This is a genomic window from Paraburkholderia sp. BL17N1, assembly GCF_003634175.1.
GTDB lineage: Bacteria > Pseudomonadota > Gammaproteobacteria > Burkholderiales > Burkholderiaceae > Paraburkholderia.
In genome coordinates, this window is the sequence record NZ_RBIW01000002.1 from 2,520,962 (window position 1) to 2,546,641 (window position 25,680).

Here is a 25,680-nt window from a genome sequence, read left to right on the forward strand (position 1 = left end):
TTAGTCCCTCAGGCGGCGCGCGGCGATCGAGCGCAGCGTCCGGTAGAACAGGCCCGCGATGATCAGCGCGGCAAGCACGCCGCCCAGCATCAACAGCAGCGGATGCGACGACAGCGCCCAGCGCAGATACTCCTGCGGCGACAGGTGGCCGACGTAATACGCTTCGCCGTTCGAGGTGATGGTGACCGTGCGGCCGTGGATCACGGCCATCGCACCTTGAATCTGCGGCAGCACGTCCGAGTCGAGCAGCGCCGCGGACAGGTCGGCGTCCGACTGGCCGGCCGCGCTCACCAGCGCCACCGCGCTACGGTTCTTCTGCAGCGGCGATTCGAACCCGGTCAGCAACGCGTCGCCGTTCGAACTCACCAGAGTCAGATCGGCGCGCGCCGGCGTGCGCTCCACGCCGCGTTCGCCGTGCCACCAGTCCTCGAGCTTGAAGACGATGTCGGTGAGCTGGAAGGTGCGCGAGTCGCCGTCGCTGGAGAACGGCATCGACTTGGCCCAGCGCTGCAACAACGGCTGCTTGCCCGGCGCGCCGAAAATCAGCAGGTCCTTGTTGGCGAACTTGTCGGCGTCTTCGGCGGTGCCGACCGTGACGCCCGTCACCGGATAGCCGGTCGAGGTCCCCATGCGGCCCATGGTCAGCAGAAACAGGCTGTAGTCGCTCGAATCGGCGTCGTTCGGCAGGATCGCGGCGGTCTCGGAGAGGTCCGCCATGCGCGTGAACGGGAAGCCGCTATTGGCGAACGCGGCCAGATCCGGCAGCGCCATGTAGTGCGGGAATGAAGAGAGGTCGATGGTCGAGTTCGGATCGATCGCCCCGACCACGTTGTCGAGCAGACGGCCATGACATTCGCCGGTATTCGGAATGTCGTAGTAGAAGTGCAGGCGCACCTGGGCGCGCGGCGTCAGCAGCAGCGGCGGAATGTGCAGCGTGCGACGCGCTTCGGCGGTCTTGTCCGGCAGCACGGTGGCGAAGTAATGGCTCAGCTCGAACACGGAAGCGGATTCGGCGGGAATCGGCAGCGCCTGCACGAAGCCGTTGTTCACGCTCACGTTCAGCGACGAGCGGTCGCGCAGCGGACGCACCGTGTAGCGGTAGCGCAGATCTATCGGCGCGCCCTTGGTGTGCCACATGAACAGATCGGGCGGCACGCGCAGATTCACGCGCACGGCGTCGGCGTCGTAACCGGACACGGTCAGATCGCGCGGATCGGTCAGTTCGCCGAAGCGCACCGGACGATTGGTGGGCAGCCAGTTCGGCGCGTCGTACGGCGCGCGCGGCGCGAGTTCGTTCAGTTGCGTGATGGTCGCGCTTTGGCCCGTCAAGGTGTTCTGGCCGATGCCGAGCGATTTCGCGGCGGTTTTCAGTTCGGCCTCGGTGCGGCCGAGCACGAGCAGCAGTTTGCCGCGCGCCGGCGCTTCGCGATCGACCACCGCGATGGTCGGGCCGGAGATAGCCGGAATGTTGATGCCGGCCGGTCGTTGATCGGAAGTCGCGAACACGACGGCGTTGCCCGACAGCGGCGCATTATCCAGTTGCGCCGGAAACACCGCGCCGCGATAACCGGCGAGCGCGCCGAACCACGACGCCACGATGCCGCCCGCTTCGAGCGTGGCATTGCCCGGCTTTTGCGGGAACACGAACGGCAGCTCGAGACGGCGCACGTCGCGTCGATCGAAGAACGGCGCCGGCAACGCGGCCAGATCCGGCTTGCTGGCGAGCGACGCGTAAGTCAGATCGAGCGAGCTCGCATTGCTGACCGTGGCCCACAGCGACGAGTTGGCCGGGTCTTCGCAACTCGTCGTGTAATGGCCGATCAGCTGCACATTCAGATGGTTGAACTCGGTGATGAAGCGCGGATCGATCGAGACGTCGCGCGCTACCAGCATGCCGGCCTGTTCGTGCGGCACGGGCAGGGTGGCGGCGACTTCGCCGTTCACCAGCACCTTGAGCTGCGAGATAGTCGCCAGCAGCGCGGGCGAGTAGCTATACACCAGATGCAGGACCGCGCCCGTCACCACTTCGTCGCCGCGCACGGAAAACGCCACGCCGTTCTGGCCGTCGGTGCCGCGCAATTGCAGCGGGTCGAGCGCGCCGAGATCGGCGAAGGTCAGCGTCTGACGCCGGCCGCCCGGCACCAGCGTGCCGGGCTCGGCGGTGGTCGGCGTCCTGACGCCCAACGCTTTGACCGATGACGCGGCGAGCGCCGGCGTCGGTGTCGCCAGTTGCGGCTGCGCCAGCGCGTTCGGATCGTAGGGCACGGCCGGACCCGCCGCGTTCGCAGTGCCGGCGCCGGTCGCAGTCGGCACAACCGGCGCAACCGGCTTGCTCTGAACGGAGCTCGCCGCACTCTGCCCGGCGCCCGTCGGGTTTGCACCGCCTGCAACCGCCGCCACGGCTTCAGCCGCCGAGGCGAGCGGCGCGGCCAGCGCCGTCTGCATTGCCAGCCAGCACGCGAGGCCGCGCATCAGCCGTTGCGAGCCGGGGCGTGCCGCGCGATGCATGTTCAATCCGGTCCCACTGCGCTCGTGATTCGAGCGTTCGATGTTGCCCTTCGCCATCCAGTTGCGCATAGATCAGTCTTTCGTTTTTAGCTTCTTGACGTCCATTGGACGGCTTTTCATCGAGCTGCGAAGGTCGGCATAAAGATGCTCGAACAGACCCGCGATACCGCGCGCGCCCACCGTCAGCACATGCGACAGGCCGCGCAGGGGCGTGTCCTGCTGCCGTCCTTCCGCCCAGCCGGTCCAGGCGTCGGCGCGTGCAAAGGTGGTCTTGACGAACTCGTACTCCTGCTCGCGCGTCATCGCGGAGAAGCGCAGGCCCACGCGGCCCGGCGCGGTGAAGCCGACGGTCGCGGGGAACGCATATTCCTCGTCGCCGCGAAACAGCGAGACGGTCACGCGCTCGTGCATCGGCACCTGGATCGCGGCGGGCAGCGCCACGCCCACGCCGCCTTCCGAGTAGTCGATGGTTTGGCAGGCGAGCGTGCGGCCGGTCGAAAACTTCAGCATGACGGGCATCTGCATCGCCACGCGGTGCACCGCGCGAATCTGCTTGCGCTCGCTCGCGGCGGCCACGCTCGCGCCGAGAATCAGCATGTTGTACGTGGTCCATCCGAGGTTGAGGATAGTGGTCTGCACCACGCTGCGCACATGCCAGTTGAAGTAGATGTGCACGACGCCCACGCAGAAGCCGATCAGGTTCAGCAACAGCAGGAACAGGTAGGGCCGCGAGATCGCCCAGTCGAAATAGTTCTTCTCGATCTGGCCGCCCTTGGCCGTCACGTTGAACTTGCCGAGCTTTGGGTTGATGAGCGCGAGCAGCGTCGGTGCGGTGATGTACGAGGCCAGCACCGACTCATAGACTTCCGCCCAGAACGAATGGCGGAACGAGCGCTGCATGCGCGAGTTGGTGATGCTCGCGTGCATCATGTGCGGCAGCGCGTAAATCGCGATCGTGCCGGCGGCGGCTTCGATCACGTGCGCGCCGAAAAACAGATACGACAGCGGCGCGGTGAGAAACACCAGACGCGGGATGCCGTAGAAGAAGTGCATCATCGCATTCAGATAGCACAGGCGCTGGCCAATTTTGAGGCCCTTGCCGGTGAGCGGATTGTCGATGCGGAAAATCTGCGTCATGCCGCGCGCCCAGCGAATCCGCTGGCCGATGTGGCCGGACAGAGATTCCGTGGCCAGCCCCGCGGCTTGCGGAATCGCCAGATACGCGGTGGTGTAGCCGAGACGGTGCAGCTTCAAGGCGGTGTGCGCGTCTTCAGTCACGGTCTCGACCGCGATGCCGCCGATCTCCTCGACCATGGTCCGGCGCAGCAGCGCGCACGAGCCGCAGAAGAAGGTGGCGTTCCACAGATCGTTGCCGTCCTGCACGAGACCGTAGAACAGCTCGCCTTCGTTCGGCACCTTGCGGAAGGTGCCGAGATTGCGTTCGAACGGGTCGGCGGAGAAGAAGTGATGCGGCGTTTGCAGCATGGACAGCAGCTTGTCGCGCAGGAACCAGCCGAGGCCGATCTGCAGGAACGAGCGGGTCGGAATGTGATCGCAGTCGAAGATCGCGAGGTATTCGCCGCTGGTAATCTTCAGCGCTTCGTTGATGTTGCCGGCTTTCGCGTGGCGGTTGTGCGTGCGGATCGTCCAGTTGACGCCGACCTCTTCGCAGAACGCCTTGAACTCGGGGCGGCGGCCGTCGTCGAGCACGTGGATCGAAATCTTTTCGGCCGGATAGTCGAGCGCGAGCGCGGCGTAGATGGTCGGCTTTACCACCGAGAGCGGCTCGTTGTAGGTCGGAATGAACACGTCGACGGTCGGCCATTGGTCGCGCGAGGCGGGCAGCGGCATCGGCGTGCGCTTGAGCGGCCACGCGGTCTGGAAATAGCCGAGCAGCAGCACGATGGTCGAATACACTTCGGCGGAGACCAGCAGCAGGCCCCAGCCGGCATCGAGTGGATGCTCCCAGTAGGTGGTCGCGGTCAGGCGCCAGAACATATAGCGGCCCGACGTCACCACCGAGAGCATGATCATCACCATCGTCGCGTAACGGCCTTGCAGGCGCCGGAACATCAGCGCGGTCACGAAGCAGCAGGTCGCGAACGTCAACTGCTCGTAGAAGGCGAGCGGCACGGTGAACACGAAGTACAGCATCACCAGCGCGAACAGCGTGACGAGCCCGGTGACGATGCGGCTGTTCCAGAAGCGCGCGTCGACGAAGCGATCGAGCCGCGACGACTCGGCGGGCTCGAGGCCCGGCGCTGGAGACGTGCTCATGCGACGTTCCTCGGCGAGACGGCGATCGCGTCGAGCGCCGCCAGCAGCCATGCGCCGCACGACTTGAAATCGGCGGCCGCCTGGCTGAGTGGATCGTAGTGAATCAGCGTGGTGTCGCACGCGAGCGCTTCGCTCACGCCTTCGTCCAGGTGGATCACGCCGGGGAACAGTTTGGTGCCGAGCATCTGGCGCAGCACCTTGAGCACGTCTTTGGTCAGCTGGCGCGACTGGTCGATCTGGTTGACCACATAGCCCTCGCCCCCGAACTCAGCGCGCGGCGCCGCGTAGGCTGCGATCAGCCGCTCCATCTGCGGAATCGCGGCGTACGACGCGGCGTCGGCGAGCACCACGTTCAGCGTGAAGGTGGCCGCCGTCAGGGCCGTGCGGACATACGTGGACGAGCCCGGCGGCGTGTCGATGATCACGATGTCGGACGCGTCGAGGCGCAGGTTCTGCAGCGACTGCGCGAGCCAGCGCGGATCCTGGTCGATGTGCGCTTCGAAGCGGCGGCGGTCGTCTTCGAGCAGCGCGCCGTAGGGCAGCACGGTCACGCCGTCGACGCCGTCGAACATCACGGATTGCCACGGGTCGCCCGTCAGCGTGGCGCGCGACAGACCGTCGATGCTGTCGAGCGGCACGCCGAAGTGCAGACGCAGGGCGTTCTGCGGGTCGAGGTCGAGCGCGATCACACGCCGGCCGGCAGAGGCCAGCACCGATGCCAGATTGGCGGCAAGAGTGGTCTTGCCGACCCCGCCTTTGGCGGACACCACCGCGATGACTTTCATGAGCGACGAGGGCCGTTGATCAGCCACGAGTTGGAGGTGGCGGGCGTGGCGGCGCGCGTCGCGCCGGCCGGTGCTGCGGCCTGAGCGGGGGTGCCGCGCAAACGGTCGAAGACCGACTGCAATGGCGCGGATGCGTCGCTGGCCTTGGCCGGTTGCGGCGGCGCGGATGCGAATGCGGGTTTCGGCGCGAAGAGCTTGCCGAGGATCGAAGCGGGTTGCGACGGCGCAGCGGGTGCGGTGGGTGCGGTGGGTGCAAGAGGCGCGCTCGTGCTCGCATAAGCACGCGCGGGCGCCGGGGTCTGTGCCCAGTTCGGCGCGGCGGCCGCGACCGCTTGCATCACCGGCGGTCGCAACGGAATCGCCGGCGGCACGGAAACCGGTTGCGCGGCGTGAGGCACGGGAGCGAGCGGCGCTGTCCGTGCCGCACTCGCAGCCGAAGCGAACGGAGTTGCAGCCGACGTGCTCTGAACCGGAGCCTGAGGCGCGGTTGGCGCGGCTTGCGCAGCCACCGGCGCGACGGCTTCCACTCGAACAGCGCCAACTGTCACCGGCGGCGTAGCGTCGGTTTTCGATTCGAGTTCGCCGAAGCGCGACGCGCCCTTCGGCCCATTCACCGGCGCTGCCACAGCGACCGGCGGAATATCCCGCCGATGCGAACGCGTGAACAGCGGCGCCTTCGCGCGCGTGACAGAGGCGGCGTCTTTTGGCGTGGTGTCCTGGCGATCGACGGCCACCGGCGCTTCGACCGCCTGCGCCTGAGGCTTGGGCTCGCGATGCTGCCCGATGGCGGGAATCGTCGGCTGCGTCAGATCGAGCGTCACTAATAGCGGCCAACGGGTGCGCGCCGAACGCGCTTCGTTCTCGCGGCCGATTTCCTGGTACGCATTGGCGTCGCCGCCAAAATGATCGAAAAGTTTCTCGATGTCGCTCGATGAGCTCATAGTGCCGCCGTCTTATTCATGCCTACCCTTGCCCCGATCCTGACTTGCGTTCGCGGCCCTGAAACGCCGGTCCTGCCTGTTCTGCCACTTCACGCGCACCGGTCTGGCGCGTTCCTCTACGGCTCATTGCAACTGTGTCCATTCACACACGCGGCCCACCTGGCCAGGCCACGTGTTCATCAAGCGGCGTTCAAACCGGATGACGGCCCAGACGAAATTCGATCGCGGTGTCCTCGCTGTACCCGCTCGTTTGCGCGACCGACAGACCTTGCGCGCCCAGCGCGCTCAACCAGGTCTGATACACGCCTTCGAGAAAGGCCGGCGTCCATGCAAGCGCCGCGCCGCCGAATGCCTGCAACGGCGCGCAGTAGTGGACGATGCGCAGCGACTCGGGTTCGTCCGCCAACTCGACGTAGCCCCAATCCATTTCATGCCAGTGCAGATTCAAGGTCCGTGCGAGTTCGGCGGTGGAGTCGCAGGCGGGCAACGGATGCGCCGCGGCAAACCGGCTGCCGACGCGATGCATCAGCTGACGCAGTTCGTCGCGACCGATCTGCGCTTCGAACTCGGTGGCCAAGGCGGTGAGCATGCCGCGCCACTGCGGCGAGATCTGGCGTTCCAGCAGGTAATCGAGAATGGGGACCATGTTTTGCGGGAAATGGCCGTTGCTTTGAATGCTTAAAAAAATTAGATGCCACGACCGGGTGAAAAGAAGAAGTCTTGCGGGAAATTGCGTATTGCACGCGGCCTAGGTTAATTTTACCGGGCTGTCTAGTCTGTCCACCACACTTCGAAGCAGTCTACTTAAGACATTAACTTTTGGCCACTTTCCATTCGTCTGTTTATACGCGCAATCGATTGCGATGGATGCATTCTGGATTAAGTAATTTTTGCTGCCTGAATTGCCCGCGCGCTGAGCCATCATGGAGGGCCGGTAAGAATGTGTCCGTCATGGCTGTATTAACGGCTCGACTCGCCAGGTGATTTAGCATTTTTGGTTTCGTGATAAATGCAACGTTTCGCGATTGGGAAGCAGTTGTGATCGTCCTCCGGCGGAAATTCTTTCTGAATCTTTCGGAGCCCTTGCACGCCCAATTTTTTTGTCCGAGCCGCTAAGCTTGCGGACTTGCATCAAGGTGCGCACGCAAAAAGAACGGGCGTACGTGGCGAATGCCGACGATGCCGTTTGATTCATTCACTGCAATGCTCAATCCACTCAGTATTCTTCTGGTCACCGTGTTGTCGAGCGCCATGGCGATGGCCGTGCTCGGTTCGTTGTGGCGCGCGGCGATCCCCGGCGTCGGTTACTGGATCTCGGCCAACGCGATCGCGATCGTCGCGTTGCTGGCTTTCGCGTTGCAAGGCCATGGGTCGCGCTGGCTGACCTTCGTGGCGTCCAACGTGTTGCTGGCTGCTTCGCTGCTGCTCGTAGTCGAAGGCTGTTGTCGCTTTCTAGGGCGCCGCGCGCGTCCGTGGCCGGCTTACGTCGGCCTTGTCGCCGTGCTGCTCGGCATCTCGTACTGGACCTTCGCCGCGCCGGACTTCAACGCGCGCGTCGCGCTGGTGTCGGCGTTTCACGCGGCGCTATATGCCGCGCTCGCCGCGCTCATGCTGCGCGGCCGTCCCGCGCACCGGCCGCGCTATAGCTACTATTTCCTCGCGGTGGCAGCAATGCTGCTGTGCGCCGGGCATGCGTCGCGCGGGCTCATGTACGGCTTCGGTCTCATGACGCAAAGCAGCCTGATGCAAGTGTCGCCGTCCAACATCATTTTTCTCGCGCTGGGCATTCTTGCGCCGCCCTGTCTTTCGATCGGCGTGGTGATGCTCGCGCACGACCGCCTCGCCGAGCGGCTCGAACGGCTGGCCAACGTCGACGACCTGACCGGCGCGCTGTCGCGCCGCGCGTTTCTCGCGATCGGCGACGCGCTGCTGAGCGCGTCGCTGCGTAGCCGCTCGCCGGTGGCGCTGGCGATCATCGACATCGACTCGTTCAAGGCCGTCAACGATAACTACGGCCACGCTGCGGGCGACCAGGTGCTGAAACACTTCGCGACCTTCGTCGCCGGCAACCTGCGAGTCGGCGATGTGTTCGGCCGGCTGGGCGGCGAGGAATTCGGCGTGCTGTGCCCGGCCACCAGCGCCGCCGAAGCAGTGAGCCTGCTCGACCGTCTGCGCGGCCGCCTGGCCGCGGCCGCGCCGGATGAGTTGCCGCGTGGGCTGCGGTACACCTTCAGCGTCGGTGTGGATCAGTTTCGGCGCGATGAATCGCTCGCCCAGCTGATGGCGCGCGCGGACGGCGCGTTGTATGCGGCCAAGGCGTCCGGCCGCAATCGCGTGATGGCGGCGTAGAGCGAGCGGAAAGCGGAAAAGGGGAGAGCGCGACAGGAGAAATCTTCGGCCTATTTGTATGGAAGGCATAAATATTTGTCAGACATTTGCCGATATCCATTGGCAGAGTGACCGGAACCAGGCTGATATCTATCAATATGCTTTCCACCGCAACGCAGCACCAGTCCGACGCCGGATTGCGCGATCGCTTCCACGGGCGCTCGCTCGAGCACCAGCGTCCGCTGTCCACCGTGACCATGGCATTCACCGTGGTCGCGTTCCTGTGCTTCGTCGGGGCGCGCAGTCTGGTCGACGGCCCGGCTGCGCCGCTCGCCTACCGGCTCACGTGTGCGCTGCTGCTCGCCTTGCTGGTGCTGGCGATTCCGCGCGCCAAGTCGACGTGGAGTTTCGGCCTGATCGGGGTTGCCTACTCGCAGGTGCTGGTGGCGGGCATGGCGATGAACATCGTCGGCGTGGCGCAACCGTTGCTGTGGACGCTGCCCGCCATGGTCGTGATACCGATCTGCGCCGCGCCGCTATGGCTCACGCCGACGCACTTCGTCACCGGCAGCGTGCTCTTCTATGCCACGGCGTTCGCGCTGCTGTTCGGCGCGCCGCTGACGCATGACGTCGCGACGGTGGTGTGGATGTGGATCGTGGCGATCGGCGTGCCGACTTCCGCAGTGTTTCACTTCGGCTTCTACCGGTTTCGCCGCAGCCACTTTCTGCTGGAAAGCCAGCTCGCGCAACTCGCCGCAACTGACCCGCTGACCGGCCTGCAAAACCGCCGCGCGTTCGTCAAACAGGCCGAACGCCGCCTCGACAGTGTCACGCCGGATACGCGGATCAGCGCGATCTTTCTCGACATCGACAACTTCAAATCCCTGAACGACCGCTTCGGCCATGCGGTCGGCGACCAGGCGCTGTACCAGGTCGCCCAGGTGCTGATGGAAGAGGTCTCCGCGGACGACAGCGTGAGCCGCATCGGCGGCGAGGAATTCGCGCTGCTGCTGGGCGACGGTCTCACGGGCGCGCTTCATGTGGCTGAACGGCTGCGCCAGGCGATCGCCGCGATCGAGCGGCCGGACGGCCGCCTGACCGCGAGCTTCGGCGTGGCCGAGCACCGCAGCGGCGAAAGCATCATGGTGCTGCTCGATCGCGCCGACGAAGCCTTGCTGCGCGCCAAGCATTCCGGCAGAAACCGGGTATGCGCCGAGCGCGCGTTGCCGCGCGAGGCGCTGCAACTGCTGGCCGACGACGGATCCGACGCAGGCGGAACGCTCGTGGGGCGGCACCGTTGGGAGGAGTACTACCTCACGTCGCATTTTCAGCCGCTCTACAGTTTGTCGCATCAGAAGCAGGTGGGCTTCGAGGCCTTGCTGCGCGGCGAGCAGGAGGACGGCACGCTGGTGCTGCCCGCGGTGCTGTTCGCGCCCCGGCCTTCGAGCGACGAAGGCGCGCTCGACCGCGCGAGTCACGTCGTGCATCTGGCCGGCGCACGCCGGTCGCTGCCGGACGACGCGTGGCTCTTCCTCAACATTCTGCCGGCCACGTTCATCGCGGAAGGCTACGCCGATCAGCTGGCGAAAATCGTGCGGGCGGTGGGGCTCGAACCTGAGCGCGTGGTTCTGGAGATTCTCGAATCGCACGGCGGCAGCGTCGACGACATGTCGCGGGCGGCGGCGCTGTACCGCCAGCACGGTTTCCTGATCGCCGTCGACGATTTCGGCGCCGGCCAGTCGAATCTCGACCGGCTGCTCAGGATCCGCCCGGACCTCGTCAAGCTCGACGGCGAACTGATTCGCGCGACGGGTCACGGCACCGAGCAGCCGATTCTGCCGAAACTGGTTTCGTTGCTGCATCTGGCGGGGATGCTGGTGGTCGTCGAAGGCGTGGAGACCACGGAAGAACTGATTCTCGCGGTGGAATCGAATGTGGATTTCGCGCAGGGTTATCTGCTGGGGCGGCCGGCTAAAGAGATCGCGCCGCCGGAGTCGGTGCACCGGCGTATCGATGAGGCTTTCGATGTGATCGCGCAAGGGCGGGCGCATCAGCATGCGTTGTTCGAAACCGAAGTGGAGCCCTACCGGGTTGCCTTGCGGCTCGCTGCCGATGCCTTGCTGGCCGGTGTGGCCATGGACGACGCGTTCGCTCAACTGGCGAGGTTCGAGCGCTGCGTCAGCTGTTTCATTCTCGACGACGCGGGCAGGCAGATCGGGCATGAGGTGCGGGGGCCGGCATGGAGCGCGGACGGGGCCTCGCTGCAACCCGTGGCGAATCCGCGCGATGCGCGCTGGGATCATCGGCCGTATTTTCGTAACGCGGTATTGCTGCCGGGCGCGGCGGTGTCGAGCAATCCTTATCTTTCGCTGGCGAGCGGCAGGCCGTGTATCGCCGTGACGCTGGCGCTGCAGTTCGCCACCGAGCGGTCCGTGATCGGGGTGGAACTCGACTGGTCGGCGCCGGGCTTGCCTTGGCCGGCGGGGGAATAGGGCGTTTCCTTTTTTCCCTTGGCGCGGCCCTGCAGGTTCGCGCTGAACGGGTCGGGTCAGTACCCGCCCTTGGGCGATGCCGCCATCGTCGCAGTCTTTTTATACGACGCCGCCAGATCGGCCGCCGCGCGGCTCAGCAAACCCGTGTCCGTGCCGACCGCCACAAAAGTCGCGCCCGCTTCGAGGTAGTCGGCGGCAATCGCGGGATCGGGCGCGAGCACGCCGGCCGCTTTGCCCGCGCGCAGCACGCTCTGGATGCCGTCGCGAATCGCTTCGCGCACGCTGGCATGACCGGGTTTGCCGAGCAGCCCCATCGACGCGCTGAGGTCCGAAGGACCGAAAAACACACCGTCGACGCCGTCGACCGTCGAGATCGCCGGCAGATTCGCCACGCCTTGCACGGTTTCCACCTGCACCAGCACGCACAACTCGTCCGCGGCCGTGTTCAGGTAATCCGGTATCCGGTTCCAACGCGATGCGCGCGCCAGCGCACTGCCCACGCCGCGAATGCCTTGCGGCGGATAGCGCGTGGCCGCGACCGCGTCGGCGGCCTGCCCGACGGTGTCGATCATCGGCAGCAACAGGGTCTGCGCGCCGATGTCGAGCAATTGCTTGATCAGCGCGCTGTCGCTGCGCACCGGACGCACTACCGGATGCGACGCATATGCGGCCACCGCCTGCAATTGCGCGAGCGTGCTGCGCACGTCGTTGGGCGCATGCTCGTTGTCGATCAGCAGCCAGTCGAAGCCGGCGGTGGCCAGCAACTCGGTCACGTAGGCGTCGGCGAGTGCGGCCCACAGGCCGAATTGCGGTTTGCCTTCGGCAAGCGCGCGCTTGAATGTGTTCTGCGGGAGAGACATGGCGTGTCGGCTCAAATGAGTTCAGATGAAATTCAAACCGATGCCGCCCAGCGGGCCGTAGTCCACGTGGAAGGTGTCGCCTGCTCGCGCGATGATCGGACTGGTGAACGAGCCGCTCAGAATCACGTCGTTCGCGTTGAGCGTTTCATCGTACGGCGCGATTTTGTTGGCCAGCCAGGCCACACCGGTGGCCGGATGATTCAGCACGGCGGCCGCGAGACCGCTTTCTTCGACGGTGCCGTTCTTGTAGAGCAACGCGCCGACCCAGCGCAGGTCGACATCCAGCGGACGCACGGGCCGGCCGCCCAGCACGATGCCTGCGTTCGCCGCGAAGTCGGAGATCGTGTCGTAGACCTTGCGCGGGGCTTTGGTTTCGCGGTCGAACTGTTCGATGCGCGCGTCGATGATTTCCACGGCCGGCGTCACGTAAGCGGTCGCGTCCAGCACATCGAATAGCGTGACCCCCGGACCCTTCAACGGCTTGCTCAACACGAACGCCAGTTCCACTTCAACACGCGGCGCAATGAAGCGGTCCGCACGAATGTCCTGACCGTTTTCGATGAACATGCTGTCAAGCAGCGGCGCGTAGTCGGGTTCGTCGATCTGCGACGAGCGCTGCATCGCCCGCGAGGTGAGGCCGATTTTGCGGCCCTTGATCACGTGGCCTTCGGCGAGCTTGAGCTTGACCCACTCGCGTTGAATCGCATAGCCGTCCTGCACGGTCATCTGCGGATAAGCGGCCGAGAAGTGGCGCAGTTGCGTGCGCGTTTTCTCGGCTTGGTCGAGTTGTGCCGCGAGCTCGCGGATCGTCTGTTCATCTAGCATGATGGATTCTCTCAGTGCCGCTGTTCAGCCTTCAGGCGTGCGTGCAGGTTGTTATGTTTCCACGTTCCGGCTTCGCTGAATTCATTGATCTCCAGCGATAACGCCAGCCCGTGTTGTTCGAATTCCGTGGCGAAGTGCTGCTTGATCAACGCGAATAGCGCGTCGCCGGTGGCCTTTTTTGCCGCTTCGGAGCGGCCCGCGCCGATCTTCAGGTTCGCGTGCAGGAATGCGGCGCCGGCGCGGCCATCGGCGATGCAGTACTGCTCGCACCGCAACGCGCGCACGCGGATGCCGCCAAGCGGATAAATGCGCTGTTCGTTCTCGCGTTGCGCGTCGAGGCACTGCGCGAGGGCCCGGCAAAGTTGGCCGATGCTTTCTTCAGCGGCGAGATTGGCGCTGTATTCGAGAGTCAGATGCGGCACGGTGAACTCCTTGGCTCGTATTCAGGCGGGTAGCGGCGTAACCGGGAAGATCGCGTTGATCTGGCCGGTGCCCGAACTGCCGAAATACGGCGTCACAACTTCCACCTTGCCGTCGTAGCGGTCCCAGCCCAGCGCGCCGAGCAGCATCGCGGTGTCGTGCATGCCGCCTTCGCCCCAGCATTTTTCGTTATAGAGCGGCAGCATTTCGCAGAAGGTTTTCCAGTCACCGGCTTCCCACAACTCGACCACCTTGCGGTCCATCTGTTCGAGAAACGGACTCCACACCTTGTGCATGAACTGCTCGGCCGTGCCGTTGTTGGCGAAGTGGTGGCTGAGCGAGCCGCTCGCCAGAATCGCCACGGTGCCGTCATAACGTTCCTCGATGGCCTTGCGCACCGCGAGGCCGAAGCGCGCGCTGGTGTCGAGGTCGTGCCACATGCACCAGCCCGCTACCGAGACGGTCCTGAAATGCTGATCGCCGTTCATATAACGCATCGGCACCAGCGTGCCGTATTCGAGTTCGAGCGTGGTCTCGCTGTGCGCGCGGCTTTTCACGCCCATCTCATTGGCGACTTCCGCGATCAGATTGCCGAGTTCGACATTGCCCGGATACGCGTACGGCATGTTCTTGATGAAGTGCGGCAGTTCATTGCTCGTATAGACGCCTTCGAACTTCGGCGCGCAATTGATGTGGTATTCGCTGTTCACGAGCCAATGCACGTCGAATACGACGATCGTATCGACGCCGAGTTCACGGCAGCGCCGGCCGATTTCATGATGGCCGTCGATCGCCGGCTGACGGCAGCCTTTATGCGGACCGTCGAGTTCGGACAGATATAACGACGGGACGTGCGTCACTTTTGCTGCCAGCGCGAGTTTGCCCATCGCGGTCTCCTGTTCGGTGTGGCTGCTCCGCGCGGGGCACCAGGCCTTGGCGCACGAAGCGTATTAATGGCTCAAGCGCCCCAGCGCGGAATGTGATGCGAGCCCAGCGAGACGCAAACATTCTTCGGTTCGAGAAACACTTCATAGCTCCACGTGCCGCCTTCGCGGCCCACGCCCGATGCCTTGGTGCCGCCGAACGGCTGGCGCAGATCGCGCACGTTCTGGCTGTTGACGAAGCACATGCCGGCTTCGACGGCGGCGGCGACGCGCAATGCGCGACCCGTGTTCTCGGTCCAGATATAACTCGACAGGCCGTAGGAGATGTCGTTGGCGAGTTTGATCGCGTCGGCTTCGTCGTCGAACGGAATCAGGCAGGCGACCGGGCCGAAAATCTCTTCCTGCGCGATGCGCATGCGATTGTCGACATCGACGAACACGGTGGGCTGCACGAAGTTGCCTTTGCGCATGGCCTCGGGCAACTCAGGCATGTCGAGGCCGCCGCACGCGAGCGTCGCGCTTTCTTTCGAGCCGAGTTCGATATAGCTGCGCACCTTCGCCAGATGGCCCTGACTGATCATGGGGCCGACAATGGTGCTGTCGGACAGCGGATCGCCCACCGTCAAACGCTTCGCACGCTCGATGAAACGCTCGGCAAAGCGCGCGTAAATTGCTCGTTGCACGAGGATGCGCGAGCCCGCCGTGCAGCGTTCGCCGTTGTTCGAGAAGATCATGAAGACGGCGGCGTCGAGCGCGCGTTCGAAATCGGCGTCGTCGAAAATCACGAATGGCGACTTGCCGCCGAGTTCCATCGAAAACTTCTTCAGCCCCGCGGTTTGCACGATGCGGTTGCCGGTCGCCGTCGAGCCCGTGAACGACACGGCATGCACGTCCGGATGCGCGACCAGCGGCTCGCCGGTGTCCTTGCCGAAGCCGTGCACCACGTTCAGCACGCCGGCGGGAATACCGGCTTCGAGCGCGAGCTTGCCAAGCATGGAGGCCGTGAGCGGGGAGAGTTCGCTCATCTTCAATACCGCGGTATTGCCGAACGCGAGACAGGGAGCGACTTTCCATGTGGCCGTCATGAACGGCACGTTCCATGGCGAGATTAGCGCGCATACGCCGACCGGATGGAACAGCGTGTAGTTCAGATGCGTGTCGGTCGGGTACGTATGGCCGTCAACACGCGTGCACATCTCGGCGAAATAGCTGAAGTTGTCGGCGGCGCGCGGCACGAGTTGCTTGCGCGTTTGCGAGATTGTCTGGCCGGTGTCTTTCGTTTCGGTCTCGGAGATTTCCGGCACGTGCTTCGCGATCAGTTCGCCAAGCTTGCGCACCAGTTTCGCGCGTTCCGCGGCGGGCTTGGCGGCCCATGCGGGAAACGCGTCTTTGGCGGCGCGCACGGCGGCGTCGACTTCTTCCGCGCCGCCTCGCGCGACTTCGGCGAGTACCTCTTGCGTGGCCGGATTGACCGTTTCAAAGTAGTCTTTCGCCGCGCTCGCTTTACCGTTGATCAGATGCTCGATTCGCATTGCTGTGTCCTTTTCTGTTTCTCTCGCTGTCGCTCAGGCGCGGTTGAAGTCCGCGTCGCATGCAATCGTGTTGACGAGACGGCCCAGGCCGTCGATTTCGCAGACCACTTCGTCGCCCGCATTGACGTTGACGATGCCTTCGGGCGTGCCGGTCAGGATCACGTCGCCAGGCGCGAGGGTCATGAAGCTGCTCAGGTACTCAATCAGCGCCGGAATGCCGGTGACGAGATCGCGCGTGTTGCCGTGTTGCTGCCGCGTGCCGTTCACGAAGGTGCGCAATTCGAGTTGCGTCACGTCTTCGATGTCGGCGGCGTCGACGAACCAGGGGCCCAGCACCGTGCCGCCGTCGCGATTCTTGACCCGCAGGTTGGGGCGGTAATAGTTTTCCAGGTAGTCGCGGATCGCGTAGTCGTTCGCAATCATGTAACCCGCCACATGCTGCATGGCGTTGTCGCGCTTCACGTTCTTCGCGGTTTGCCCGATCACCACCGCCAGTTCGCACTCGTAGTGCATGAAGGCGACGTCGGCGGGGCGGCGCGTCACGCCGCGATGGCCGACCACCGTGCCCGGCCCCTTGAGAAACACGAGCGGCTCTTCCTGCTTGTTGAACTGCAATTCCTTCGCATGCTCGGCATAGTTCAGGCCGAGCGCGAAGATCGTGCCGACTTCGATCGGCGCGAGCCATACCACTTCATCTTCGCGACGCACGCGGCCATCCGCGAGACGCACGCCGTTGGCGTCGGGATAGGCTTCGTGAATCGCGCCTGCATACGCAACGCGGCCACGCATCATGGCTGTGCTCCTTCTTGTTCTTCTTCGGCGCCGACGAACGACACCGTGAGCGGCGGCATGGCGCCGATCGACAGCGTGGCCGTGTCGCCGATATACGCGACAGGCGAACCGTGCGGCACGCCGAGCGTGATGACGTCGCCCGCGCTGAGCGTCATGAAATCGGTGACGTCCGCGAGCAATTGCGCGACGTTGCGTACCGACGACGCGGTGCTCGCCGTGAATGCGTCCCGTGACCCGAGCTGAACCCGGATCGCCAGATTATCCGGCGTCGCAACATGATGCGATGCAACCACGGCGGGTCCGACGACGCAGAAGCCGTCGCGCGCCCGGAATCGCACCGACGGCCGGTACACGCTCGCATGCGGCACGCTGAGATCGGCGACCAGCGTGTAGCCGGCGATATAGTCGAACGCCTGGGCCACGCTGACCCGTGTTGCAGTGCGGCCGATCACGACGCCGAGCGACGCGCCGACTTCCACCCCCAACGCGTCGTCCGGCACGACCACTCGCGCGCGATGTCCGGCGAGCGTATTGCGCGGCTTCAGATAAAGCACCGGCGCTTGCGGCGGCGCTTTATACGGCGCGGCGTGCACCGCGTCGCCCAGCGCGGCGAGCGCGGCGCAGTCGTTCAGCAAGGTTCCATAGACAGCGCCGCGAACCGGCGCGCGGCAGGCCGTGCCACGAGCGAGCAGCGCGGCCGCGGCGCGCGCATCCACGTCGCGCGGCAGCGCCTCGCCTTCGGGATGCAGCAGATGATCGGCAAGTGCAAACATAAATTAGCTGTCTCTCGGCAAAAACACTAACATGTTAGTAGTATTGCGCTTGATATCATCCATGGTCAATAGCCTGTCGGCTGATCGCGGGTTTTCCCTTAAGCTTCGACGGCTGCTTTTAAATCATCTTCCAACATGTCCGCTTCCGCCTCGACCCGAGTTTTGCACCGCAACCTGCCCATGCTGTTGCTGCGCGCCAGAGAAAAAATGATGGAGCGGTTTCGTCCGCTGATTACCGCGCATGGATTGACCGAACAGCAGTGGCGCGTGATCCGCGCGCTCAACGAGCACGGCCCGATGGAACCACGTCACATCTCCGATATCTGCACGATTTCGAGCCCGAGCATGGCCGGTGTGCTCGCGCGCATGGAGAGCATGGAACTGGTGACCAAGGAGCGGTTCGCCGAAGACCAGCGGCGCGTGTTGGTGTCGCTGACGGACACGAGCGCGGAATTGGTGCGCGTGATTTCGAAGGATCTCGAAGCGCATTACCGCGCGTTGGAGCGCAAGGTGGGGCCGGAGATCGTCGAGCGCGTATATCGCGCGGTGGACGATCTGCTGGCGGGGCTGGAGGAAGAGGAGGAGTGAGGTGGCGGGGCAGCGGCTCAGCGGCTCAGCGGCTCAGCGGCGCGAGTCGGGTGTCGTGGTGTTCGCTGCGTTGTCGTGCATGCGTCGCTCCTTGGACGCGCAAAGCGACGCGGATAGTAGCCCACGTTGGTGGGCGAAATCGTCTTGCGATATGCGACTGCCTTGTGCAGCGGCCGTCGCCGTAGAGCTTGATCGCACCCTCGGCGCTGCGCAATAGAGGTGCCATGCGCTGGCGCCTCCTGTTTCACCAGCCCTGGAAGCGCCGCCACTCCACGCTGTCGCCATCCGGCGCCACCGCGTGATACTCGGGAAACTGCGCGCCGGTAGCGCACGCGTGATTCGGCAGAATGCGCAGCTTCATGCCGATCGGGAAGCGCTGTGTGACATCGTCGTGGGCCTGCGCGCTGTCCGTTGTCGGCGAGAGGATGCCGTGCTCCTGATTGGCGCCGCTGACCACATAGCCGGGCAGCGGCGTGCCGTTCAACAGGCACGGCTGGCCGTAAGCGAAATCGTGCGACTGCTTCGACGTACCGCGATCCCGGCTCATCGCCATCCAGCCCGCGTCGAGAATCGCCCAGCCCTTGTCCGCCTGATGACCGATCACGGTGGCGAGCACGCTGAGCGCGATGTCGTCGAGCGCGCACACGCCGACGTTGTGCATGACCAGATCGAACAGCACGTACACCCCGGCGCGCACTTCCGTGACGCCCTCCAACTGCGTGGCAGCGAGGGCCGTTGGCGTCGAACCGACGCTGACGGCCAGGCAAGCAATGCCGGCTTCGCGCAGCCGCTGCGCGGCGCGCACGCAGCCTGCGCGTTCCTGCTCAGCGAGCGCGGCGAGTGCTTCGGGCGTATCGAGCTCGTAACTCGAGCCGGCATGGGTCATCACACCACCCACCTTCACACCGTTCTCATGCAGAATCCGGCCGACTTCGAGCAGCGTGTCCTGTTCCGGCGTGATGCCGGAACGATGACCGTCCGTATCCACTTCGATCCACACCTCGAAGGTTTCGCCATGCTGATCGCCGAATGCGGCGATGGCCGAGGCGGCGGTCGGATTGTCGACCACGAGCTTCAGATTGCAGCCCTGGCGGCGCAGCGCGAGCGCTCTAGGCAGCTTCGACGGGGCCATGCTGACGGCGTAAAGAATGTCGTCGACGCCGGCGGCGAAGAACGCCTCGGCTTCCTTCAATGTGGACACCGTGATGCCGCGCGCGCCGGCAGCGATCTGCGCGCGGACCACGTCGATGCATTTGGTGGTCTTCACGTGCGGACGAAACGCGACGCCGAGCGTGTTCATACGCCCTTGCATTCGCGCGATGTTCCTTTGCATCCGCGCGATGTCGATCAACGCGGCTGGAGTTTCAATCTGGTCGAGTTTCATGCTTTCACCGGGAAATGGGGTTATGCGTGGTCATGCTGGCTGGTGCCGAAGCGAGCGAGCCACGGAACGAGCGAGTCCAGCGTCGCGGACTGGATATCGGGCGGCTGCGCGCCGGCTACGAGCGGCAGGCCGACGCGGTTGTGCCAATAGGTCCGCATGCCGATGGCGGCGGTGCCGAACATGTCGTAGCTGGAGCCGGCCACGAACGCCGCTTCGTGAGCTTGCACGCCGAGTTTGTCGAGCGCGAGGCGGTAGGGCAGCGGGTCCGGTTTGTACACGCCGGCCTCTTCGGCGGTGACGATCGCATCCCAGCGGACCGGCAAAAGGTGCGCCGCCTGCGTGCCGAGGCGCGTGGAGCAGTTGGTGACGACCGCCAGCTTGCAATGCGGCGCGAGCGTTTGCAGCGCGTCGAGGGCGCCGCTCCACGGCGTGAGCATCGGCCAGTCCGCTTCGAGCGCGAGCGCAGCGGATTCGGGCAGGCCGACCTGGGTGGCGGCTTCGCGCACCAGTTGTTCATACGCAATGTATGAGCCGCAGCCGTAGGTCAGCCGCAGATACGCGGCGCGCCATGTCCGGCCCGCCTGCTCGGAACCGGCCGCGCGATTCCATGAGGTCCACGAATCGAGCAGGGCGGTCAGCAGATCGAACAGGACGGCTTTGGGATAGGCGGCGGGCACGGTGGCAAGAGTCATGATTGATTTGACCAGCAGCGGACGGTGAACTGATTATAAAGTTTCACCGGTGGCGTGACGTTCAAATTGGCTAACTCATAGATTCGGTCAGATTGAATGATCCGTTTTGCGACTGCACCGGAATTGGTTTTGAACATTCATCGCCGCCAGGGCGGCTGCGGCCTGAACCTGCTTTGCAGATACTGCATGAAATGGCGAGTGCGTGCCGGCAGGCCCGCGCGTTGATGCGTAAGCGCCATGACGTCGGCATCCGGCGCTTTCCAGCCGGGTAGCAGACGGACCAACTTGCCCTTCGCGATATCTTCGGCCACGTCCCATTCGGAGCGCAGGATCACGCCGCGTCCTTCGCATGCCCACTGGCGGATCACGTCACCGTCGTTGCAACTCAAATGAGCGGACACCCTCACGCTGCGGCGCGTGCGGCCCTTGCTGAACTGCCACAACGAGACATCTTCGTTGTTCTCGCGCAGCACGATGCAGGGCAGTTTGCTCAATTCGTCCGGAGATTCCGGCGTGCCGATTCGCTTGATCAGCGCGGGCGCCGCGCAGACGAAGCGCGCATTCGGCGCAATCGTGTAGCCGATCAGATTCGACACCGGCAGCTCGCCAATGTGCACGACGATATCGAAGCGATCCATCGTCTCGGTCAGCGGCTTGTCGGAAAGCGTGAGCGCGACGTCGACATCCGGATTCCGCTGCTGGAAATCGGCAATCGCGGGTGCGAGATGCCGCCGCCCAAACCCCAGCGGCGCGTTGATTTTCAGCGTGCCGACGAGTCCGCCGCGGCGCATCTGCAGATCTTCGAACAGCGCGTCGAACTGCTGGACGAGGTCGGCGCCGCGTTCGCACAGCAGCGTGCCTTCGTCCGTGAACTGCAGGCGGCGTGCCGTGCGGTTCACCAGTTGCGCGCCCAGTTTCTTTTCCAGTTGCTGAAGACGCTGCGTGACCGCCGAAGGCGACAGCCCCAGCTTGCGCGCCGCGGCGACCAGGCTGCCGCTTTCGCGCAGCGTCAACAGGAAGCGGATATCGGCCGAATCGTTCATATGAGCGGCGTTTTGGTTCGGAAGACTGGCAGCTTAAAGTGTTTGGACTGGCGTTTCCAGTTCGGGTTGACACGCGCACCGGCGAACGCGGTGACGCTTGCAAGGTAAAGTGATGCTTCTGTCACGCAGGCGGCGCGCGCCGCTAAAGTAGACGCTTGCACCGATTACCTTTCATTAAAGAGAAGTCCACATGCCGTTGTCCTATGGGTCGCCGCATGACCCGTCAAACGATGCAGCGCGGAACAGCGCCTTGAAACAGGCTGTATTTCTGCATACAGGCTGGCGTAGTGCGGGAACATGGGTCTGGTCACGACTGCGCGAACTCGACACCGTGACCGCCTTTTATGAACCGCTCAGCAACGTGCTCGCGGATCTGAGTCTGGCCGATGTGTCCGCGTCGCGCCCCACGCTGACGTCGGGACACCCGCCGCTCGACGCGCCGTATTTCGACGAATATCGCCCGTTTTTGCGCGACGGCGCTCGCGGTGTGGACGGTTACCGCCGGGGGTTCAGCCTCGACCGCTTCGCTCGCGTACCGGACGCGGAATTTCCCGCATTGCAGGCCTATTTACGCAATCTTTGCGAGCGCACCACCGAACAAGGCAGCGTGCCTGTCTTCAAGTTTTGCCGTTCGTCCGGCCGATTGCCGTGGCTCAAACAGGCTTTTCCGCAGGCCATGCATGTGGGTGTGCTGCGAAATCCCGCGTCGCAGTTCGCTTCGGGGTGGCTGCTTGGCCGGCAATGGAGCAATCCGTTTTTCGTGGCCGCACCGTTTCGGGTGCTGGGGTTGAATCAGGCGGACCCGTTAGTCAGGCAGGCTATCGAGATTTGCGGCGTGAGCTTGCCGCCCACCGCGCCCACTTCGGATGACGCTTATGCAATGGCCTGCGAGCAGTATGCGCGCACGGCCGAAGGCAATAATGCGTATCGGGCGTTCGTTGCGTTGTGGATTCTGTGTGCGTTGCGCATGGCGGGCGGCGTCGATCTGCTGATCGACATGGACCGGCTCGGAACATCGCGCGACTATGCGGCGGGTTTGCGCGCGGAGTTCGAAGTGCAGAGCGGATTATCGCCTGACTTCAGCAGCGCACGCGATCTGGTGGACGAGACGCGGCGCGGTGCGGCGCGTATGAGCGGCATCGACGGAAGGGCGATGCGTGCCGTGCATTCCGCCGCGCTCAAATTCCTCAAGGCACAGGGTGCTGCGGACGCCGGCTTTATCGAAGTGATCCGCGAAAAGATGGTGCTGGCCAACGAACTGACCGACGCATGGCGCTGATGGAGCATTCGCCGCGCACGGTGAACGACCCCGAGCGCGGCGAAGAAAGAGCCCCGTTGGTTAAGCGGCCGCCGCCGATACAGCCGCCCGCAACCCCAGCAAATAACTGTCCACACCAAAGCCGCAAATCTGCCCTTTGACGACTTCCGCGAACACGGACACGTGCCGGAATGGTTCGCGCGCGTGGATGTTCGACATGTGGACCTCTACCACCGGCACTGTCAGGATCGCCAGCGCATCGCGAATGCCGTAGCTGTAATGCGTCCACGCGCCGGCGTTGATCATGACGCCGTGCGCATTGTCCGTGAAAGCCTGGTGGATGCGTTCGCACATGGCGGCTTCGCTGTTGGTCTGAAAGCTCTCGACCTGGACGCCTAGTTCCTTGCCCAATGCCTGCAGACTGCTGTCGATTTCGGCCAGCGTCACGGTGCCGTATTGCGCGGGATCGCGCTTGCCGAACATGTTGTGGTTGATGCCGTGAAGCATCACGAAGGTTTTCATGGGATGTCTCTGGAGCAATGGATTCAGTAAAGGCCGGGCGGCATCAGCGCGCCGCCGCGAGCGCGGACCTCGTGTCGACCGCGCAACCGGTATTGGCCGCTTCGACGATCGCCTCGGTAATGCGCAGATTTTGCAGGCCGTCGCGGGCGCTCACGAGCGGTTTGACGTCTTTGCGGATCACGCGCACGAAATGTTCGAGCTGAAGCTTGAGCGGATCGTCGCGAGTCATCTCGGCGACGCCGACCTGAAATGGCTTCCACCACGAACGATCCTCGGCCTTGCCATAGGTTTTCAGCCGCATGGTGGGCACGGCGAGCGAGCCGAAGGTGCCCGCAATGACGTAACAGTCTTCATCCGGATACGTGGGATAAGCCTTGTTTTCCTGCGACGTCTGTTCCCAGCTACGCGCGCTTGCGGCCGTGTCCGACAGCATGAAGCTGCCGAGCGCGCCGCTCGCGAAGCGCAGGTTGATCGCTACTGTGTCTTCGACCGGAAAACCGCGCGTGGCGTGCGACGAAAACGCCTGCACGGCCACGATATCGCCGCACAGCATGCGCAGGTTGTGCACCTCGTGAATCATATTCAGCAGGATCGGACCGCCGCCCGGCTCGCGCCGCCAGGGGGCGTCGGCGTAGTACTCATCCGGTTTGAAGAAGACCGCGCTGCCCATCACCGCGACCAGTTTGCCGAGCCGGCCTTCGTCGATCAGTTGCTTCGCACGGGCCATGATCGGACTGTGCGCGCGATGATGCCCGATCAGCAACGGCACGCCGCGGTGTTCGACTTCGCCGACCAGCGTTTCGGCCTCATCGACCGTGGACGCGATCGGTTTCTCGAGCAGCGTGGGCACGCCGGCCGCGAGACAGATCAGCGCGTGCTCCACATGCAACTGGTTCGGCGTGGCCAGGATCACGCCGTCCGGGCGATCGCGTTCGAGCAGTTCTTCGAGCGTCCGGTAAAGCGGCACGCCGGCCTGGTCGGCGAGCGCCTGTGCCGTCGGCGACGGGTCGACGATCGCCGACAGCGTGCACGTGCCGCTCTGCTGCGCGACAGCCATGTGAGCGCGGCCGATATAGCCCGCGCCGGCCACGGCGATCCGGATGGTGGTCATGGATCGATTCCTTTGAAGTTCGATCGAATTGGCTTACGCGAGGGCTTTTTTGGTTTCTGCCATGGTCTCGGCCCGCATCCGGTCGTAGCTGGCCTTATCGATCGGCACCGCATTGGGTTCGCCCAGATCGCTCAACTTGACGCGGTAGTTCTCGCGTGCGGTCCATGCGGTCACCGCGGCAACGATGGTGATGGCGAACGTGATCGTGCCGATGATGAGCGGCACATTGGTCGATCCGGGCGGCGCGACATAGGCGAACAGCGCGGGCAGCAGGGCGGTGATCGTCGTGCCGATGTTCTGGCCGATGGCCATGGCGGAAACGCGTGAGCGGGTCGGGAACAGTTCCGGATAGAAGCTCGGGAAGATCGCGTTATAGCCTTGATAGATGATGCCCCACATGAGGATCGACATCACGATGGCAAGCGGCACGTTGCGGATGCTGATCGCGTACAGGTAACCGAACGACAGCAGACCCGCGCCGAGCGCGCCGACGACGATGGGCAGGCGCCGCCCGATCCGGTCGGACAGATTGCCCACATAGGGAATGACCAGCACGGCGACGATGTTGCCGATCACCGGAATCCACAGATAGACGCTCTTGGAAAAACCGATGCCGTACGACGCCTGCACCGCATAGGCCGCGCCGAAGATGGTGGCGACGACCGGAATCACGTTCATCAGCGAGCAAAGAATCACGCGCACCATGTCGGGCCAGTTGTAGCGGAAGGCATCGACAATCGGCGACCTGGGTACGTTGCCGCTCGCGTCTTCCTTGGTGAAGGCGGGCGTTTCATGGACTTCGCGGCGAATGATGTAGCCGGCAATCAGCACCACCGCGCTCAGCAGAAACGGGATGCGCCAGCCCCACGAATTGAACGAACTCTCGTCCATGAAGTAGGCGAGCGGCAGGAACACCGCGGCGGCGAGAATCTGGCCCGCCTGCACGCCTTGCAGCGTAAAACTGGCGTAGTAACCGCGCCGCCCGAATGGTGCGTGTTCGAGAATCATCGAACTCGCGCCCGAGATTTCACCGGCCACGGCGAAACCCTGAATCAGGCGCAGCACCACCAGCAGGGTGGGCGCAAGCAGTCCGACGCTGTGATAGGTAGGCAGAAAGGCGACTGCCATCGTCGAGAAGCCCATCAGGAACATGCAGACCAGCAGAACGTTCTTGCGGCCGTGGGTATCGCCCCAGTGCCCGAGCACCACCGCACCGATTGGCCGTGCGACATAACCCACGCCGTAAGTGGCGAGCGAAGCCACGATGGCGATCTTCGGATTGCCCGAGGGAAAGAACAATTGCGGAAAGATCAGGGCCGCCGCCTGGGCGTAGATAAAGAAGTCGTAGTACTCGAGTGCCGAGCCGATCCAGCCGCTGGCGGTTGCTTTGCGAGCCTGCGAGCGGCGCTCGTGGCCGCCCGCCGAGGTAGTCGTTTCCATGTCGTCTCCATAACAGAAATGTTTTTTGATCAGCTTCTACGGCTGATTCATTGGCGTACTGAAAGCAAAACTATGCAAGCCAGGATTTACCTGGACCCGACCGCGCGATCTGCTTTCCGGGCACCTGGAATGTTGCTGTGCAGCGAAGCGGTCTTTCGAATACAGGGTTAACGAGTACCTGGTTGTACCGAGCAATTCATCCCGCCAGCGTCGCTTGCCCGGTGG

General features: G+C 64.1%; 22 protein-coding genes. 4 read left to right on the forward strand and 18 right to left on the reverse strand.

All coding sequences use genetic code 11. The features are described 5' to 3' along the window. The 5 genes from bcsB to bcsD all read right to left on the reverse strand — a co-directional run bounded on the left by bcsB (position 1) and on the right by bcsD (position 7,157). Entirely contained in the window at positions 1–2,577 is a 2,577-nt protein-coding gene (gene bcsB / locus B0G82_RS31205; RefSeq protein ID WP_121310121.1) for a cellulose biosynthesis cyclic di-GMP-binding regulatory protein BcsB, read from the reverse strand. A 3-nt stretch (positions 2,578–2,580) separates the two neighbouring features. Beyond that, the gene (gene bcsA / locus B0G82_RS31210; protein WP_121310122.1) at positions 2,581–4,785 is read right to left on the reverse strand and encodes a UDP-forming cellulose synthase catalytic subunit; all 2,205 of its coding nucleotides are present in this window, start codon (positions 4,783–4,785) and stop codon (positions 2,581–2,583) included. After that, positions 4,782–5,570 (reverse strand): cellulose biosynthesis protein BcsQ, encoded by a 789-nt coding sequence (gene bcsQ / locus B0G82_RS31215; RefSeq protein ID WP_121310123.1) that lies wholly within the window; start codon positions 5,568–5,570, stop codon positions 4,782–4,784. Before bcsQ ends, bcsA begins: the two co-directional genes overlap by 4 nt. Beyond that, positions 5,567–6,511: a cellulose biosynthesis protein BcsP gene (gene bcsP, locus B0G82_RS31220; protein WP_121310124.1), complete on the reverse strand. Its 945-nt coding sequence runs from the start codon at positions 6,509–6,511 to the stop codon at positions 5,567–5,569. The genes bcsQ and bcsP overlap by 4 nt, the downstream gene beginning before the upstream one ends. A 190-nt stretch (positions 6,512–6,701) precedes the next feature. After that, complete coding sequence (gene bcsD, locus B0G82_RS31225; RefSeq protein WP_116148046.1) at positions 6,702–7,157, reverse strand: cellulose biosynthesis protein BcsD; 456 nt, start codon at positions 7,155–7,157, stop codon at positions 6,702–6,704. Between the two features lie 557 nt (positions 7,158–7,714). Between bcsD and B0G82_RS31230 the strand changes: the two genes are divergently transcribed. Then, positions 7,715–8,860, forward strand: coding sequence for a GGDEF domain-containing protein (locus tag B0G82_RS31230; RefSeq protein WP_121310967.1), 1,146 nt, complete (start codon positions 7,715–7,717; stop codon positions 8,858–8,860). 137 nt (positions 8,861–8,997) lie between these two features. Then, complete coding sequence (locus B0G82_RS31235) at positions 8,998–11,331, forward strand: bifunctional diguanylate cyclase/phosphodiesterase (protein WP_121310125.1); 2,334 nt, start codon at positions 8,998–9,000, stop codon at positions 11,329–11,331. Positions 11,332–11,387: 56 nt separating this feature from the next. Here the strand turns inward: B0G82_RS31235 and hpaI are convergent, their stop codons facing one another. The 7 genes from hpaI to B0G82_RS31270 all read right to left on the reverse strand — a co-directional run bounded on the left by hpaI (position 11,388) and on the right by B0G82_RS31270 (position 17,417). Next, positions 11,388–12,191 carry a 4-hydroxy-2-oxoheptanedioate aldolase gene (gene hpaI / locus B0G82_RS31240; RefSeq protein WP_121310126.1) on the reverse strand — a complete coding sequence of 268 codons (804 nt, stop codon included), beginning with the start codon at positions 12,189–12,191 and terminating at the stop codon, positions 11,388–11,390. A 21-nt stretch (positions 12,192–12,212) separates the two neighbouring features. Further along, positions 12,213–13,016, reverse strand: a complete 804-nt coding sequence (hpaH, locus tag B0G82_RS31245; protein ID WP_121310127.1) for a 2-oxo-hept-4-ene-1,7-dioate hydratase — start codon at positions 13,014–13,016, stop codon at positions 12,213–12,215. A gap of 11 nt (positions 13,017–13,027) precedes the next feature. After that, complete coding sequence (locus B0G82_RS31250) at positions 13,028–13,438, reverse strand: 5-carboxymethyl-2-hydroxymuconate Delta-isomerase (RefSeq protein ID WP_121310128.1); 411 nt, start codon at positions 13,436–13,438, stop codon at positions 13,028–13,030. Positions 13,439–13,459: 21 nt separating this feature from the next. Then, the gene (hpaD, locus tag B0G82_RS31255) at positions 13,460–14,323 is read right to left on the reverse strand and encodes a 3,4-dihydroxyphenylacetate 2,3-dioxygenase (RefSeq protein ID WP_106284646.1); all 864 of its coding nucleotides are present in this window, start codon (positions 14,321–14,323) and stop codon (positions 13,460–13,462) included. Positions 14,324–14,394: 71 nt separating this feature from the next. After that, a complete protein-coding gene (hpaE, locus tag B0G82_RS31260) occupies positions 14,395–15,852 on the reverse strand; it encodes a 5-carboxymethyl-2-hydroxymuconate semialdehyde dehydrogenase (protein ID WP_116148056.1) in 1,458 nt (485 codons plus the stop codon). A gap of 33 nt (positions 15,853–15,885) precedes the next feature. After that, positions 15,886–16,644, reverse strand: coding sequence for a fumarylacetoacetate hydrolase family protein (locus B0G82_RS31265; protein WP_121310129.1), 759 nt, complete (start codon positions 16,642–16,644; stop codon positions 15,886–15,888). Beyond that, complete coding sequence (locus tag B0G82_RS31270) at positions 16,641–17,417, reverse strand: fumarylacetoacetate hydrolase family protein (RefSeq protein ID WP_121310130.1); 777 nt, start codon at positions 17,415–17,417, stop codon at positions 16,641–16,643. Before B0G82_RS31270 ends, B0G82_RS31265 begins: the two co-directional genes overlap by 4 nt. 180 nt (positions 17,418–17,597) lie before the next feature. On the opposite strand from B0G82_RS31270, the gene hpaR reads away from it, so the two are divergent. Continuing rightward, a complete protein-coding gene (hpaR, locus tag B0G82_RS31275; RefSeq protein ID WP_116121883.1) occupies positions 17,598–18,005 on the forward strand; it encodes a homoprotocatechuate degradation operon regulator HpaR in 408 nt (135 codons plus the stop codon). A gap of 244 nt (positions 18,006–18,249) precedes the next feature. Here the strand turns inward: hpaR and B0G82_RS31280 are convergent, their stop codons facing one another. The 3 genes from B0G82_RS31280 to B0G82_RS31290 all read right to left on the reverse strand — a co-directional run bounded on the left by B0G82_RS31280 (position 18,250) and on the right by B0G82_RS31290 (position 21,124). Further along, positions 18,250–19,389, reverse strand: a complete 1,140-nt coding sequence (locus B0G82_RS31280; RefSeq protein ID WP_121310131.1) for a DSD1 family PLP-dependent enzyme — start codon at positions 19,387–19,389, stop codon at positions 18,250–18,252. 20 nt (positions 19,390–19,409) lie between these two features. Beyond that, positions 19,410–20,081: an HAD-IA family hydrolase gene (locus B0G82_RS31285; protein WP_121310132.1), complete on the reverse strand. Its 672-nt coding sequence runs from the start codon at positions 20,079–20,081 to the stop codon at positions 19,410–19,412. 137 nt (positions 20,082–20,218) lie between these two features. Further along, entirely contained in the window at positions 20,219–21,124 is a 906-nt protein-coding gene (locus B0G82_RS31290) for a LysR family transcriptional regulator (RefSeq protein ID WP_121310133.1), read from the reverse strand. 190 nt (positions 21,125–21,314) lie between these two features. On the opposite strand from B0G82_RS31290, the gene B0G82_RS31295 reads away from it, so the two are divergent. Continuing rightward, on the forward strand, positions 21,315–22,403 hold the full coding sequence (locus B0G82_RS31295; protein ID WP_121310134.1) for a hypothetical protein: 1,089 nt from the start codon (positions 21,315–21,317) through the stop codon (positions 22,401–22,403). A gap of 60 nt (positions 22,404–22,463) precedes the next feature. Here the strand turns inward: B0G82_RS31295 and aroQ are convergent, their stop codons facing one another. Genes aroQ through B0G82_RS31310 form a run of 3 tightly spaced genes read right to left on the reverse strand, consistent with a single transcriptional unit; the run spans position 22,464 to position 25,455 of the window. After that, the gene (gene aroQ, locus B0G82_RS31300; RefSeq protein WP_121310135.1) at positions 22,464–22,904 is read right to left on the reverse strand and encodes a type II 3-dehydroquinate dehydratase; all 441 of its coding nucleotides are present in this window, start codon (positions 22,902–22,904) and stop codon (positions 22,464–22,466) included. Between the two features lie 43 nt (positions 22,905–22,947). Then, the gene (locus B0G82_RS31305; protein ID WP_121310136.1) at positions 22,948–24,015 is read right to left on the reverse strand and encodes a Gfo/Idh/MocA family oxidoreductase; all 1,068 of its coding nucleotides are present in this window, start codon (positions 24,013–24,015) and stop codon (positions 22,948–22,950) included. A gap of 33 nt (positions 24,016–24,048) precedes the next feature. Next, a complete protein-coding gene (locus B0G82_RS31310) occupies positions 24,049–25,455 on the reverse strand; it encodes an MFS transporter (protein WP_121310137.1) in 1,407 nt (468 codons plus the stop codon). Between the last annotated feature and the right edge of the window lie 225 nt (positions 25,456–25,680).